This window comes from Bacillus sp. PS217, from assembly GCF_037963535.1.
Taxonomy (GTDB): Bacteria; Bacillota; Bacilli; order Bacillales; family Bacillaceae; genus Bacillus; species Bacillus subtilis.
Genome location: NZ_CP150157.1, coordinates 545,706 through 560,078, shown reverse-complemented (window position 1 = coordinate 560,078; position 14,373 = coordinate 545,706). Strand labels below are relative to the sequence as shown.

At 44.7% G+C, this 14,373-nt stretch carries 14 protein-coding genes and 1 pseudogene; 4 read left to right on the top strand and 11 right to left on the bottom strand.

The window, feature by feature from the left end; translation table 11 throughout:
* Positions 1–177 precede the first annotated feature (177 nt).
* Positions 178–1,551: a UDP-N-acetylmuramoyl-tripeptide--D-alanyl-D-alanine ligase gene (murF, locus tag NSQ83_RS02940; protein ID WP_198878992.1), complete on the bottom strand. Its 1,374-nt coding sequence runs from the start codon at positions 1,549–1,551 to the stop codon at positions 178–180.
* Between the two features lie 71 nt (positions 1,552–1,622).
* Positions 1,623–2,708: a D-alanine--D-alanine ligase gene (locus NSQ83_RS02935; RefSeq protein ID WP_014475870.1), complete on the bottom strand. Its 1,086-nt coding sequence runs from the start codon at positions 2,706–2,708 to the stop codon at positions 1,623–1,625.
* Positions 2,709–2,861: 153 nt separating this feature from the next.
* Here NSQ83_RS02935 and NSQ83_RS02930 point away from each other — a divergent pair, with 153 nt between their 5' ends.
* Positions 2,862–3,182, top strand: coding sequence for a thioredoxin family protein (locus NSQ83_RS02930; RefSeq protein WP_003234326.1), 321 nt, complete (start codon positions 2,862–2,864; stop codon positions 3,180–3,182).
* Between the two features lie 14 nt (positions 3,183–3,196).
* Here NSQ83_RS02930 and NSQ83_RS02925 read toward each other — a convergent pair whose 3' ends face one another.
* A complete protein-coding gene (locus NSQ83_RS02925; protein WP_014475869.1) occupies positions 3,197–4,069 on the bottom strand; it encodes a cation diffusion facilitator family transporter in 873 nt (290 codons plus the stop codon).
* Between the two features lie 246 nt (positions 4,070–4,315).
* Here NSQ83_RS02925 and NSQ83_RS02920 point away from each other — a divergent pair, with 246 nt between their 5' ends.
* Together NSQ83_RS02920 and fbpB are read left to right on the top strand one after the other, a co-directional pair.
* Positions 4,316–4,480, top strand: coding sequence for a Fur-regulated basic protein FbpA (locus NSQ83_RS02920; protein ID WP_003225157.1), 165 nt, complete (start codon positions 4,316–4,318; stop codon positions 4,478–4,480).
* Positions 4,434–4,613: a Fur-regulated basic protein FbpB gene (fbpB, locus tag NSQ83_RS02915; RefSeq protein ID WP_010886410.1), complete on the top strand. Its 180-nt coding sequence runs from the start codon at positions 4,434–4,436 to the stop codon at positions 4,611–4,613. The genes NSQ83_RS02920 and fbpB overlap by 47 nt, the downstream gene beginning before the upstream one ends.
* A 23-nt stretch (positions 4,614–4,636) precedes the next feature.
* Here fbpB and NSQ83_RS02910 read toward each other — a convergent pair whose 3' ends face one another.
* From NSQ83_RS02910 to dctS, 8 genes and pseudogenes are all read right to left on the bottom strand, one after another.
* Entirely contained in the window at positions 4,637–5,782 is a 1,146-nt protein-coding gene (locus NSQ83_RS02910) for an acyl-CoA dehydrogenase family protein (RefSeq protein ID WP_134155737.1), read from the bottom strand.
* Positions 5,783–5,911: 129 nt separating this feature from the next.
* On the bottom strand, positions 5,912–6,247 hold the full coding sequence (locus NSQ83_RS02905) for a hypothetical protein (RefSeq protein WP_003225151.1): 336 nt from the start codon (positions 6,245–6,247) through the stop codon (positions 5,912–5,914).
* 94 nt (positions 6,248–6,341) lie between these two features.
* Positions 6,342–7,109: an ABC transporter permease gene (locus NSQ83_RS02900; RefSeq protein ID WP_015715273.1), complete on the bottom strand. Its 768-nt coding sequence runs from the start codon at positions 7,107–7,109 to the stop codon at positions 6,342–6,344.
* Positions 7,102–8,027 (bottom strand): annotated as a pseudogene (locus NSQ83_RS02895) (ABC transporter ATP-binding protein). Before NSQ83_RS02895 ends, NSQ83_RS02900 begins: the two are co-directional and overlap by 8 nt.
* Before the next feature lie 276 nt (positions 8,028–8,303).
* Positions 8,304–9,356 (bottom strand): AI-2E family transporter, encoded by a 1,053-nt coding sequence (locus NSQ83_RS02890; protein WP_003246523.1) that lies wholly within the window; start codon positions 9,354–9,356, stop codon positions 8,304–8,306.
* A 148-nt stretch (positions 9,357–9,504) separates the two neighbouring features.
* Positions 9,505–10,770: a C4-dicarboxylate transporter DctP gene (dctP, locus tag NSQ83_RS02885; protein ID WP_014475862.1), complete on the bottom strand. Its 1,266-nt coding sequence runs from the start codon at positions 10,768–10,770 to the stop codon at positions 9,505–9,507.
* A gap of 120 nt (positions 10,771–10,890) precedes the next feature.
* On the bottom strand, positions 10,891–11,571 hold the full coding sequence (gene dctR / locus NSQ83_RS02880) for a two-component system response regulator DctR (RefSeq protein WP_014478888.1): 681 nt from the start codon (positions 11,569–11,571) through the stop codon (positions 10,891–10,893).
* On the bottom strand, positions 11,561–13,168 hold the full coding sequence (gene dctS / locus NSQ83_RS02875; protein WP_015382818.1) for a two-component system sensor histidine kinase DctS: 1,608 nt from the start codon (positions 13,166–13,168) through the stop codon (positions 11,561–11,563). The genes dctR and dctS overlap by 11 nt, the downstream gene beginning before the upstream one ends.
* 69 nt (positions 13,169–13,237) lie before the next feature.
* Here dctS and dctB point away from each other — a divergent pair, with 69 nt between their 5' ends.
* Entirely contained in the window at positions 13,238–14,290 is a 1,053-nt protein-coding gene (gene dctB, locus NSQ83_RS02870; protein ID WP_003234350.1) for a C4-dicarboxylate TRAP transporter substrate-binding protein DctB, read from the top strand.
* Positions 14,291–14,373 lie beyond the last annotated feature (83 nt).

The window sequence follows — 14,373 nt, the reverse complement described above, 5'->3', positions numbered from 1 at the left end:
GAACTTCGGGTCACGATGAAAAGTCCGGACGAATATGTTCGTATCGCGAAATAACCTATATATATTGTATCATAGCCGCAGCCGGCCAGATATACATAATTTTCGGCCGGCATACATTAGTGTTTGCACATCATGTTATTTTATGATGCAATATGCGTTTTTTCGCAAAATATTTTCTTACGAAAGCGGGCTCTCTATTAAATCTTTAACGATTTCTTCAAGCTTCATACCTCTGGACGCTTTGAATAAAATCAAATCGCCTTTTAATGCGTTTTCCTTCACAGCTTGGAGGAGATCTTTTTTCTCAGTGTAATGGCTGACGCGGTCTTTCTCAAAGTGTTTCAGGGCGCCTTCCGCGATAAAAGCTCCCAGTTTTCCGTACGTAAAGACGCGGTCAATTTTATCAGGGCTGATCACAGCGCCGCACTCTTTATGGAACGTTTCTTCAAGATCGCCGAGTTCAAGCATATCACCGAGCACGAGCATTTTTTTGCCGTAGCCTTCGAGGCTTTCTGTCAATTGAATTGCAGCTTTCATGGAAGTCGGGCTCGCATTATAAGCGTCATTGATTATCGAAAGGCCGCTTTCTGTTTTGATGAGTTCAAGTCTCATCCCGGTTACCTTTAGACCGCTCAGTCCTTTTGCCGCATCCTCAGGCGCGATGCCAAAATAAGTCCCTGCAGCAATCGCTGCCATGGCGTTCATCACATTGTGCTTGCCGAGTATCGGAATAAAAAACGTTTTTTCTATCCCTTTGATTGTAAAATGGGTTCCTTCCTCACTCTGGCTGACATCCTGAAGCTGATAATCATTATGCGCTCCCGTCCCGTACGTTTTCGTCTGGCAGCTGTATGCATTTTGAAGTAGCGGTTCGTCCCCGATATAAATCAGCACTCCGTCTTCTTTAAGCCCGTTAATGATTTCAAGCTTCGCCTCTGCGATGCCCTCTCTAGAGCCGAGGTCTTGCATATGCGATTCGCCGATATTCGTAATCACTGCCGCATCCGGGTTTGCCAGGCGGCTCAAGAGGTCAATTTCTCCTTTGGCGCTCATTCCCATCTCCAATACGGCGATCTCCGTATTTTCAGGCATCGCTAAAACTGTCAGCGGCAAACCGATATGATTATTGAAGTTTCCTCCTGTTTTGTGGACACGGTACTTGGTTCCCAGTACAGCGTGAATCATATCTTTTGTTGTCGTTTTGCCATTGCTTCCGGTTACTCCGATGACACGCGTGCCAAGCTCCTGCAAATAGGCTTTTGCAAGCTGCTGAAGTGCAGTAAGGGTATCGTCCACTAAAATGACGGCGTGATTCTCGGGCGGATTTGGTACTGACCGATCCCAAAGAACAGCCGCTACACCAGCTTCAAAAGCCTGCTCCACAAAAGAGTGGCCGTCAAAACGTTCCCCTTTCAGCGGAATAAAGAGCTGATGTTGTTCCAGTTTTCTTGTATCGGTTGCCACTCCATGAATGACTGTTTGTTCATATTGCGGATTTGTTAGTGTGCCTTTAACCATTTCGGCAATGTTTTTTACTGTTCGCTTAATCAAGTAAGGTCCCTCTCTTTCTTTTGTATATACGGGAAAAAACACTGCCCTTTTACCGGCAGTGTCCTTCTTCATTAGAATGTATGCTTAATCAATTGTTTTTCAGCGTGGCGTTCTTTTGCAAGCTCCACAAGCTGTTCAATCAGGTCAGCATATTCCACTCCGGCTTCTTTCCAGAGCAGCGGGAACATGCTGAAAGGTGTAAAGCCAGGCATTGTGTTGACTTCATTGATCAGAACTTCGCCGTCAGCTGTCAGGAAAAAGTCCGCTCTGACGAGTCCTGAACCGTCGATCGCTTTAAACGCTTTGATCGCCATATCACTGATTGTTGCGTATTCCTCATCAGTCACAATCGCCGGAATCATCAGATCAGTATCTCCATCCTCATATTTCGCTTTGTAATCGTAGAAATCTGTCTTCGGTGCGATTTCTCCCACAACAGAGCATTTAGGATCATCATTTCCAAGAACGCCGATCTCAATCTCGCGGCCGTTAATTCCTTCTTCAACGACGACTTTACGATCATATTGGAAAGCAAGCTCAAACGCTTTTTGCAGTTCTTCACGGTTTCGGCATTTGCTGATTCCGACACTTGAGCCGAGGTTCGCCGGTTTTACGAAGCAAGGGTAGCCTAATTCCTGTTCAACCTGCTCACAGCTTTCTTTCGGAGAACGAGTCCAGTCTTTCTTAAGGAAAGCTGCGTATTTAGCCTGAGCAAGGCCAGCCTGAGCAAATAAATGTTTCATGACAACTTTATCCATGCCGGCTGAGGAAGCAAGCACTCCGTTGCCGACATAAGGAATGTTCAACAGCTCGAGCATTCCCTGGATCGTACCGTCTTCTCCATTCGGTCCGTGGAGGAGCGGGAATACGACGTCGATGGCTTCATTTTGCTGTGACGCTTCCTGCGGAAACATCTCCTGGTTCAAGGCAGCTGGAGAAAAAGCACTGCCTCCTTGCTCAAATTGAAGCATTTTCACATTTGAAACAGGCTCAGTTAAACGGGCGCCTCTTACCCATTCGCCTTTTTCTGTTATATAAATCGGATGTATATCAAACTTCTCAGTATTTAGCGCTTTGATTACAGCCAGAGCCGTCTGCAGGGAAACATTATGTTCTGCCGACTTTCCTCCGTACACTAATCCTAGACTTGTTTTCAATGGATACTCCCCCCACTACAATTCATCTTTACTATCTTATCATTTTCACCGGAAAATGATCTAATTATTTTTGGGCATGCTGATGTTGAATGCATTTGTATGTAATTCCTTTTTATTTTATATTAAAATGGCATTGAAAAGGAGATGTGACATATGAAAAAAATCACGACAAACGAACAATTTAATGAACTGATTCAATCTGATAAAGAAATCATTGTAAAGTTTTATGCTGATTGGTGCCCAGACTGCACACGCATGAATATGTTCATCGGCGATATTTTGGAAGAGTACAACCAAAACGATTGGTATGAGCTGAATAAGGACGAGCTTCCTGACCTGGCTGAAAAATACCAAGTAATGGGCATTCCCAGCCTACTTATTTTCAAAAATGGTGAAAAAACAGCTCACCTTCACAGCGCCAATGCCAAAACGCCTGAAGAAGTGACTGAATTTTTATCTGAACATATAAGCTAATTCGTTAAACAGCCTTATTTTATGTCGTCAGGCTCTACATGAACATGAACATGAGTGACATCGTGTTCATGTTTTATTTTGTCTTCTACTTCATCCGCCACTCCATGGCCTTCTTCTACTGTAAGCTTCGGATCAACCGTAATGACCATCTCGATATGAACTGTACTGCCTAAATACCTCGCTTTCACATCCTTTAGGCGATGCACATTTTCGATCCTGCCGACGGTCTGTTTGTAAGGCTCAAGATCTTTTAAATGGAAGCCGTCTGTTAAGGAATGTGAAGCGTCTTTAAAGATATCCCACGCTGTTTTGCAAATGATGATGCCGATGATAAAAGCCGTTACCGGATCAATCCACGGCAGCTTCAGCTGGGACGAAAAAACACCGATAAACGCGCCGGCGCTTACAAAAGCGTCTGACCTGCTGTCCTTTGCCGCTGCCATCAGGGCAGAGCTTTTAATGGACGCTGCCAGCCTTTTGTTATATAAATAGATGCCATACATAAACACAGCACTGCCTAACGCCGTCCATGCCGCGATAAGATTTGGTGTTTCCGTTGTGCCGCCCGCAATCGCTTTTCCTCCGCCGATTAACACTTCAATGCCGACTGCCATCATAATAAAAGACGCAACAAGAGACGAAATTGTTTCAGCCCGATAATGGCCGTATGGATGATCGCTGTCAGCCGGTCTTTGAGAAATCCGCAATCCTATCAGCACTGCTACTGACGCAACAATATCTGTTCCATTATTTAACCCGTCTGCTCTCAGCGCTTCAGAATGATATAGAATCCCGATGACTAGCTTTACAACAGCAAGAATGACATATGCAAAAATATTGAGGAGCGCCCCTTTTTCTCCCTTTTTCAGATTTTCTGTCCGCTCCATTGAATACCAGCCTCCATTCTATTACATAGTATGGTTCAAAACATGAAAAATAGCAGGGTGCGTTCAATGAAGCGGAATATTTCGACAGCAAATTATTGCCCGGGAAACTTTTTGTCGATTTGTTGAATGTTTGTAAATTAGCCAAGAATAGGACTCTTTTCATCTTTACAGGCTATTGCGGACATTGTATACTGAAGTTAATTGATAATGATTATCAATATCGTTTGATTGGAGGTTGGTGACACAATGACACCTCAGTCTGCAGAAATCAGAAAAAAACAGCTCATTCATCTGTTAATACAGAATGGTATATACAAAAAGTCAAAGCGTCATCTGTATGAATTGTCGCTGACGGAGTTAGAAAGTGAATACAAACATGTCAGGAGGGCGCCGGAGCATGCCGAAGCGTAAAGTGAAAACTTACCAACAGCTGATCCAGGAAAACAAAGAGGCGATTATGGGCAATCCAAAGCTGATGAACGTTATTTATGACAGAATTGACCGCAAGCATCAAAAAAATCTGCAAGAGCAAAACAATACATAAAAAGAGCCGGCTAGGCTCTTTTTTTATGACTCAAACGCTTCAGCTGCCAGCTTGTGTATCACGGCGTCATCCATCGGCGGGTTGTGAAGACCGGCGCGCACATCACGGTAATAGCGCTGAAGCGGGTTGGTTCGTTCCAGGCTTTTGGCCCCGACAATTCTCATCGCTTTATCAACAACAGACAGCGCAGCGTTTGTGACGATATGCTTAGCCGCACCGAGCTCGCTTGTCAAGTGTGGACGCCGCTCCGGATCGTCATACAATTGAGCGATATGGAAAAGAAAGTGTCTGGCATTGAGCAGTTCAAGCTCCATTTCGCCTGTTCTTTGCTGTACGGCCGGGACATTCTTGATCGGTCCATTCAAGCTATTTGGAGAATACTCAGATGCAAATTGCACTGCATAGTCACGAGCAGCTTGAGCAACACCAAGATAGATCGCTGGAATGTGAAGCAGCCAGCCATTCGGCTTAGCTCCGCGAGGCCCTTGAAGCAGTTCCACCAGCTTATTCTCATCAAGCATGACTTCGTTCAGTACAAGGTCATGGCTCCCAGTCGCCCGCATCGCCATCATATCCCACGTTTCTTCAATCGACAAGCCGTGATCATCTTTATGAATGAGAAACACGCCTGTTGTTTGTTTGTCTTCAATCCATGCGGTTACTAAAAAATAATCCAGTGCTTGAGACATCGTCGTAAAGGTTTTTCTCCCGTTCACTGCCCATTTGCCATCCTTTTTGACGGCGTGTGTACCGGGACGCCCTCCTCTTGTCGGGCTTCCGGTTTTCGCTTCAGTCGCCGCCCTGTTAATGACAGCTCCGTTTTGGACTTCCTTGGCAACAAATGCAAATACGTCTTCATCCCAGCTGTTGCCTTCTCCAAGCTCCCCGATCACGCTCAAATGCCAGCCGATACTAAGAGCCGTCGGAGCATCTCCCCGTGCAAGCCGTTCTTGAAACAAGAGCATATCGTAAACAGAAATGCCCCCTCCGCCATGAGATGCCGGCAATGTTAATGCTGTATACCCAGCATCACGCAGTTTTTGTATTTTCTCTGCAGGAAAACGTCCCTGTTCGTCATCTTCAGCAGCTGTTTGCTGAAATTCATCCGCAATCCGTCCGATTTTCTCCATCCATTGCCGTTGTTGATCGTTTTGTATAAATAATGACATCCGGCAGCCCCCCAAGTTTTAATTCCGATAAATTTAATATGTATTATAGATTTCCTGCTCTTTTTCCGCAACTGTTAATCTTTTTGTCCAGTATAGAAAAACACGCCGTTCCCCAAGGGAACAGCGCGATTACACAGGATTTGCATCCCGGTCTTGTTTCATGCCGAGATAAATCAGCATATATGTCAGGTAACCCATCGTCATCACCAGGCCGCCAAAGAAAAAGCTCGAGAAAATCGGCTCTTCAAAAGCGGTCACTGCGGCCAACACAATCCAGCTGGCATACAGATAGATGATAAAATAGCGGATGCCCGTCTTCATTTTATATATCATGTACAGTCCCACGAGAGAAAACAACCCAAGCGCGAGCCTGAAATAAACAAGATGTTCAAACTGAAACATGAATGACACAAATGAGAATCCAAGCAGCAATACAATCGGTAAAGCGGTAATAAAGTTCCTCAATCGAGACACCTCCGTCAGTACCTTTAGTATAAACCAAAATATCACTTGATATTGATTTACGTGAGCTTTTTCACAAAAATGTCATTCCTTGCCTTTAGACCCGAACATCCCGTTTACAGAAGCACCACCAGCCAACAACGATGAAGAATATGGCATGTATGATGAGAATGCCAATTGAAAACAATGGCGTCATGCCTGAAAACAACGCTGTCTCTCCGCTTCTGTATTGCGTAAAGTCAGTGTTCGCAAAAAGCAAAAAGCTGCCCCACTTGTTTTCAAACAACTTCATGAGCTGAACAAGTGTACTCGCTCCGTATAAAACGACAAAAGAAACAACAACTGCTACCGCGCTATTGCGGAACAGCGAAGAACAAAGCAGCCCGAATAATCCCATCATTACAGCTTCAAGCCAGTTTGACCCGATCAGCGCCAAGGTGTTGACCAGCAATGTCTTTGATTCCGCAGTCACCGATGTGCCAAAAAACACGAGACCGAATAATAATGCGAGAATGTAGTATGCCAGATACAAATAGAAGCTGACCATCACGACTGTGATTAATTTTGACCAAAAGACCTTTTGGCGTTTAACCGGACGAATGAGCAAAAATTTGATCGTCTTTTTATCAAATTCCATCGAAACAATTGTTGCTGCAATTACGATCGTTAAAGCCTGCAGCAAAATGTTCAGGCTCGGTGTATACGATAAATAGCCGATGAAGTTTTCATCTGTTCCGGCACTGATGACAATCCGTTTAATGATCAATGCCATGAAGAATTGAAAGACAGCCATCAGGATAAGGGAAACCAAAGTGACCTTCCGATTAAAAAGTTTCATATGTTCATTCCAAATCAATTTAGACAAGCTCTTCTCCCTCCTCTTGATGAGCTGTTGTCGCTTTTATAAATTCGTCTTCCAGTGACTGTGTGTAAGGTGAATGGAAAATACATTCAGACCTTGTCCGACAAGTGATCGGTTCAGCTCCGGTATGTTTTCTTTTGCCACCTCAACTACAATCGTCCCGTCTTGGCTCTCAGCTTGATATTGATTGCCTGTCAGCCAATTGAGCGCTTTTTCTTGCGGCTGCACTTCTATAATCGCTTTTTCTGTGGTTTGATCAGTTCCTTGTAAGCTGACTTCCGCTTTGATCTCACCTTTTTGAATGATGATGACACGGTCGCACAAGTCTTCAACCTCCCGCAATAAATGAGTGGCGAACAGGACAGCTGTTCCTTCCATTTCTGCGAGTTCCTTAATATGATCGCGAAAATCCTTCATCCCCGCAGGATCGAGGCCGTTTGTCGGTTCATCTAGAATGAGAAGCTTCGGCTGGTGAAGAATTGCCTGGGCGATTCCCAGACGCTGGCGCATCCCAAGGGAATAGGTTTTCACCTTATCATGAATCGCTGACGTCAGCCCGACACGTTCCACCACTTCATCAAGCCGTTCATCCGCTATTTTTTTGTGCATATTCGCAAAGTGCTTGAGGTTTTCCCAGCCTGTCAGGTACGGATAGAACTCAGGGTTCTCAACAATCGCTCCAACCGCTTCCATCGCTTTTTCAAACTCTGTATCATGCTGGAATCCGCTGATTGTCACGCTTCCGCTGTTTTGTTTCAGCAGCCCGACGATGATACGGATGAGTGTTGTTTTTCCGGAACCATTCGGACCGAGAAGGCCGATGATTTCACCCTCCATGACGTCCATGCTGATCTGTTTTAAAATCTGTTTAGACCCAATCTTTTTATCGAGGCCTTCAATATGTAAAATCGGCTCAGCCATAAAGCCTTCCTCCTTTTTCGACAAAAAATAAACAGTGCCTAACATTAGGCACTGTTTGTATTATAGCATTTGTTGCTTCCAAATGTTTGGTTAAACCGATGATGAGCGTTTGCTCCGACTGTTTGTTCTTTTCAGTTTCTGTAATGATGACAGGCATTGTCACCTGTTGTGTTCACCACTGTGCGAAGCAATGCCAAGCTCCGATTCCGAGTCTTAATTCCATGCACCGAACAGGCAGGCCGGCAGATTGAGGCACACTCATTATTCGATTTTAAACTACTTTTTATCGCTATTCTCTCGGGGTCCTTTAGACCTATCTTCCTTGTTGGTGACATCCAGAATATCAAGGAGAAACACAAAGATCGGAATCCCGATAATTAAACCCCAAATGCCGAAGAAGTGTTCAGAGAAAATGAGTACTGTGAAGGTAAAAAAGATTGGCAGCTCTGTTTTCGCCGACATCAGCTTCGGGTTTAAGAAATATGTTTCGATCGCATGAATGGCGAATATGACAAGAACAATGTAGAGCACATACATTCCGCCGCCAGTGCTGTAGGCGATAATGCTGAGCGGAATCAGGGAAATGACGACGCCTGCTACAGGGATCAACCCAAGGAAGAACACCATAATCGAAAGCCCAAACAGCTGCGGAAAATGCATAATCCAAAGCGCGATAAACGTCAGAATACAGTTGACGAGCGCAATGATAAATTGAGCCTCGAGCACCTTGCCGAACGTTCTTGCAAATTTGCTTCCGAAAAAAGCAATTTCCTCATAAAAGACCCTCAGTTTGCTCGTTTTAAATTTCGCCATGAATTCAGAAAGCCGTTTTTTCTCAAATAAGAAAAACATGCTGAGAATGAGCGCCATCACGACCTGCAAGCCGAATGTGCTGATATCGGCCAAATACGTATACACTACATTGAAGCCCTCTTTGACATATGAACTGATGTTAATATCTCCGAAGACACTGGTGATCTCATCAAAGAAAGGGATGCTGTCAGGGTGATACGCAATATGTTTAATCTGCTTTACCAGCTGCTGGATCTGCGCCGCGACGACCGGATAAAACACAAAGCCCCCGACTGTAAGCAGCACAGCCAGCAACATGTAAAGAAACGTAATGACAACCCGCTGGCTCACGCGGAAGAACTGGCTTACAAACTGCCGCACGACAAGCTCCAAACGATCCATTAGAAATGTGAAAATGAAGGTAAGCAATATTAAGTTGATCATGCTCTTAAATAGATATAACACACCAGTTAACACGACAAAGATGGAGAAACGCCTTACTCCCGGGTGCTGAAAAAATTTAACTAAAGCGGCCATTTATACACTCCTGTTAGGACAAACGTCCTTCATTCAATATAGTATCCATTTGTAAATTATATAACAAAAAAATGCTGAGGTCTCTGTCCTTACCTTAATAATTCTTAAACAATTAAAAAAACGGCCCCATGGATGGGCCGTTCTTTTTTCAGACTGCTGTTTTCATTTTTTTCATGCCTTCAACAGCCTCTACGCTTTTTGCTTCATCAAATTCATTTTCGCTTTTGGCAACAATGATCGTGGCGATTCCGTTTCCGATCAGGTTCACAATGGCTCTTCCTTCACTCATGAAACGGTCGACCCCGAGCAGGAGTGCAAGACCCTCCAGCGGAATGACCTGCAGCGCTGACAGCGTTGAGGCAAGGACGATAAATCCGCTTCCCGTCACACCTGCCGCTCCCTTCGATGTCAGCATCAGAACGAGGATAATCGTAATTTGCTGGCCGATGCTGAGGTCTACTCCAAACACCTGTGCCAGAAAGACAGTCGCCATTGATAAATAAATGGATGTGCCGTCGAGGTTAAACGAATAGCCCGTCGGAATAACAAGCCCGACAACTGATTTGGAACAGCCGTAGCGCTCCATTTTATCCATCATACGCGGAAGCACCGATTCGGAAGAGCTTGTGCCAAGCACGATCAGAAGCTCATCTTTAATGAAGCGAAGGTAATTCCACAGGCTGAATCCGTAAAGCTTGCAGATGATATTTAAAGCAACAAATACGAACAGGAACATCGTAATATAAACAGACATCATTAAGCTTGCCAGCGGTTTGATGGAATCGAGCCCGAAGTGTCCGATTGTATACGCCATCGCCCCGAATGCCCCGATTGGCGCGGCACGCATAATGTAGCCGATAATTTTGAAAAAAACGTGAGAAACCTTGTCGAAGAAATCAATGACGCTTTTCCCTTTTTCACCTAATGCCGCAAGACCCACTCCGAAAAGAATAGAAAAGAATAAGACCTGCAAAATGTCCCCTTTTGCGAAGGCATCAACCATGTTGGATGGAACAATGTGTGTAACAAATTCAATCCAGTCGATTCCCTGACCGCCATTTTGCGTGTATTGTGATACATCACCCTTTTCAAGCTTGCTGTAATCAAGACCCGCACCCGGCTTCATAATATTGACGACAAATAAACCGATAATGAGTGCGAGGGTGGTGACAACCTCGAAATAGATAAACGCTTTTCCCCCTACTTTTCCAACCTTCTTCATATCGCCCATTTTTGCAATCCCGAGAACGATTGTGAAGAAAATAATTGGTGCAATCACCATTTTAACAGCGTTGATAAATGTATCGCCAAGCGGTTTCATTTCTTTGCCGACATCCGGCCAGACCAGCCCGACAATGACCCCGATGATGACCGCGGTTATGACCTGAACTGTTAAATTTTTAAACAGTTTCATATCCTTCATCCCCCTGTCCTATTCGCCTTTTGTGTCTTTCTTACTATAATGATAGCGTTTTCATAATGTCTGGGGAAGTTTATGATCATAACGGACATTTTGGTCTTTTTGGTCTCAGGTTTATCCTTTTAACACGTAGCGGTTGACCGGCCGGCCGACTCCGCCGTATTGAACGTCCAATTTGATGATCCCGGTTTTTTCTAAGTAATCAAGATATCGTCTGGCTGTCACTCTGGCGATGCCGAGCGCCTTGGCGACCTCTTCAGCAGAAAGGGATGCGGTTTGCTGTTTCAAAAAAGCAGTGACTTCATTCATCGTGAAGTGATTCAACCCTTTCGGCAGATCCTGTACGGCCTGCTGCGGAATATTCAGGATCGCATCGAGCTGTTCCTGGGACAGCGTATCATTCGCTTCGATTTTTTGTTTATATTGCTTGTACTTTTCGAGCGCCTGTCTCATTCGCTCAAGCTTAAACGGCTTTAAGATATAGTCAATCGCTCCGTTTTGCAGCATGAGTGAGATCGTTTCCTTGTCTTTTGCAGCGGAGACGACAATGACATCCACTTCAAGCTTTTGCTTTCTGATCTCCTGCAAGGTCTTGATGCCGTCTTTTTTCGGCATGTACACATCGAGAATGACGAGATCGGGCTGTTCTTCTTTAATCAGCTTCATGCCTTCCTCTCCGTTTCCTGCCGTTGCACAGACAGTAACGCCTTTAACAGTTGTAATGAAATCCTTATTGACCTCTTGAACCATCGGATCGTCTTCAATGAGCAGAACCTTCCATTCTTTACGAGCCATGCTGTGCTTCCTCCCCCTTCATTGGAAAAACGATAGAAAAAGATGTCCCCTGCCCCGCATGTGAATCAACTTCTATCGTGCCCGATCCTTTGTCTATGATTTGTTTCACTAGATACAGGCCATAGCCTGTACCGCCAGTTTTATTGACCGTAAAACCTTTGTCGTAAAGGCGAGGCATATGTGCCGGATCAATTCCGCAGCCGTTATCTTCTATTAAAATAGCAAGGATATCATCTGTTTGTTCGATACTAATGTCAATTCGTTTGTCTTCAGATTGAACGGTTTCAAATGAGCCGAAGGCATTTTCAATCAGATTCCCCAAAAGCACGACAATATCATGCTGATCAACATGCTCGGGAAATTGCTGAAGACTGCTGTTTTCATCTATATGAACAGCAATGCCGAGCTCTCTTCCCCTTCTGATTTTACTTAATAGAAGGCCTGCCGCAGCGTCATTTTGAATCGAGCGGTGCAGAAATTCAGTCACATTTTCCTGCTCAGTTGACGCCTGGAATGCAAGCTGCAAGGCTTTTTCAGATTTCCCCAGCTGGATGAGGCCGGCGATCGTGTGCAGCTTATTCATATGCTCATGGTTTTGGACACGGAGCGCCTCCACAAAGTTTCTGACACCAGTCAATTCCTCTGCCATCTTGGCCGCTTCCGTTCTGTCCTGAAAAATCGCAACGGCGCCGATCACTTTTTTCTTCATGACGATCGGAATTCTGCTGCTCATGATGACTTTTCCGCTAACACGAATTTCTTCATTATAAACCGCTTTGTTCCGCTCCACGATTTCGGGCAGGCGCGAATCCTTGAGAACCTCCCAAATCACCTTGCCGATCAGATCCCCCTGCACTTCAAAGATCTGTTTCGCTTTTTCATTGAAGATCGTAATGATGAGACGATTGTCAATGGCGATCACCCCTTCATTCATCGAGTGAAACGTCGCTGTCCGTTCTTCATACATTCGGACAATCTCATGGGGTTCAAGCTGAAACATTTGTTTTTTGATATGGCGGGCAAGTAAAAAGGAACCAGCAAGGCCAAAGCCGAGTGTCAGCACAACGATAAAGGCGATATCACGCTTTAAATGAAGCAGGATGTCAGCGATACCCGGCAGCGTTTTTCCGACAAGCACCACGCCTATTTGGTTCAGGTCTTGATCCTTAACCGGATAAAAAGCGCGAACCGCCGTGCCGATCTCGCCCTTTGCTTCAGAGAAATAAATGTGCTCCGCAAAAGCTGCCTCCTCGTCTGCACCTTCTGATTTCTTGCCAATGCTTGTGCTGACAGGATGCGTATATCGGATGTGATTCATATCCATGACGACAATATAGTCTGCTTCATTAATCATCCTGATTTCTTCAACCGCATGGCGAACAGCTTCTGTTTGTTTTTTTCGCGCCAAGGCTTCTTTCACTTCTGTCATCTCTGACACCGTCCGTGCCGTATTCATCAGCCGCTTTTTCAGCTCCCGCTCCTCTGTATGCTGAATGTTGCCGATGAGCACAATGCCGCCGATCAAAAAGGAGAAAATGACGAGTATATAGGATAAGATCGTGATTTTCCAACGGATTGAGAGCTTCTTTTTGTTCATCAGCTTCTCCTTTCAGGTCTTTACGAATGTCATTGCCCCCATTATCCTTAACATAGGGGAGGGCTTTTCATGAAGAGTTTGCTTGCATGTCTCGCACTGATGATCGCTGGAATTGCAACCGCTTTATTTATTGGATTCCATGATCATACCGGCAATAAAAAGATTGTTTATGATGACGACCAGGAAGGCCTGCAGGATCAAATCGTGTTTAAATTCAGCCACGTGGTTGCTGAAAATACGCCAAAAGGGCTGGCCGCCAATAAATTCGCTGATCTGGTGAACGAAAAATCAGGCGGGAAAATAAAAATAGAAGTATTTCCGAATGGAAGCCTGTACTCGGACATTGAAGAAATTGAAGCATTGCAAAACGGCGATGTTCAATTTATCGCCCCCTCCACATCGAAGCTCGGCATGCTCTCGCCTGAATGGGGAGTGCTTGATCTGCCGTATGCATTTACAGATTACAACGCCGTCAAAAAAGGGCTGAACGGAAGCATTGGCACACAGCTGTTTGATTCTCTAAAGAAAAACCAATTAAAAGGACTGGCCTATTGGACGAACGGCTTTAAGCAAATCACAACAAATCAAGGGCCGGTCAAAACACCGGATGATTTAAAAGGGCAGGATCTGCGCATTATGCAAAGCGATGTGATTGAGGATCAGTTCAAGCTGCTTGGCGCAACACCTCATCAGGAATCCTTCAATTCTACCTTTCAGCTGTTAGAAAACAATGTAGTCGATGGCGAAGAAAATACAATTTCAAACATCTATTCTAAAAAATTTTATAATGTTCAGGACTATTTGACAATAAGCAGCCACGGTTATCTCGGCTACGCTGTCATGACTGATGAACACTTCTGGAAGGCGCAAACACCAGAAACAAGACGCATTTTGACTGAAGCGATGAAGGAGACGACGGAGTGGAATGAAACGTATGCCGAACAAATGAACAAGGAGCAGCTGGAAGAAATCAAAAAGAATTCTGCTATACATATTTATGAGCTGTCAGATAAAGAGAAACAAGAATGGATGAAGCGTCTTGACCCTGTTTACCGGCAGTATGAGCCCATCTTTGGCCGGGAGCTGATCCGGGAACTGTTGGAGCTGCGAAAAGATTCATAGTTCCCATCTCGATACGCTGTTTTTCGTTTATCTTTCTATCGATCGGAAATATAAAAAGAGATAAACGAAAAAGGAGATGGGTA

Excerpts from the sequence above, each read along its gene's own strand:
- NSQ83_RS02930 (WP_003234326.1), top strand. The coding sequence starts at position 2,862 with ATGAAAAAAATCACGACAAACGAACAATTTAATGAACTGATTCAATCT.
- NSQ83_RS02925 (WP_014475869.1), bottom strand. The coding sequence starts at position 4,069 with ATGGAGCGGACAGAAAATCTGAAAAAGGGAGAAAAAGGGGCGCTCCTC.
- NSQ83_RS02920 (WP_003225157.1), top strand. The coding sequence starts at position 4,316 with ATGACACCTCAGTCTGCAGAAATCAGAAAAAAACAGCTCATTCATCTG.
- NSQ83_RS02910 (WP_134155737.1), bottom strand. The coding sequence starts at position 5,782 with ATGTCATTATTTATACAAAACGATCAACAACGGCAATGGATGGAGAAA.
- NSQ83_RS02890 (WP_003246523.1), bottom strand. The coding sequence starts at position 9,356 with ATGGCCGCTTTAGTTAAATTTTTTCAGCACCCGGGAGTAAGGCGTTTC.
- dctP (WP_014475862.1), bottom strand. The coding sequence starts at position 10,770 with ATGAAACTGTTTAAAAATTTAACAGTTCAGGTCATAACCGCGGTCATC.
- dctR (WP_014478888.1), bottom strand. The coding sequence starts at position 11,571 with ATGGCTCGTAAAGAATGGAAGGTTCTGCTCATTGAAGACGATCCGATG.
- dctS (WP_015382818.1), bottom strand. The coding sequence starts at position 13,168 with ATGAACAAAAAGAAGCTCTCAATCCGTTGGAAAATCACGATCTTATCC.
- dctB (WP_003234350.1), top strand. The coding sequence starts at position 13,238 with ATGAAGAGTTTGCTTGCATGTCTCGCACTGATGATCGCTGGAATTGCA.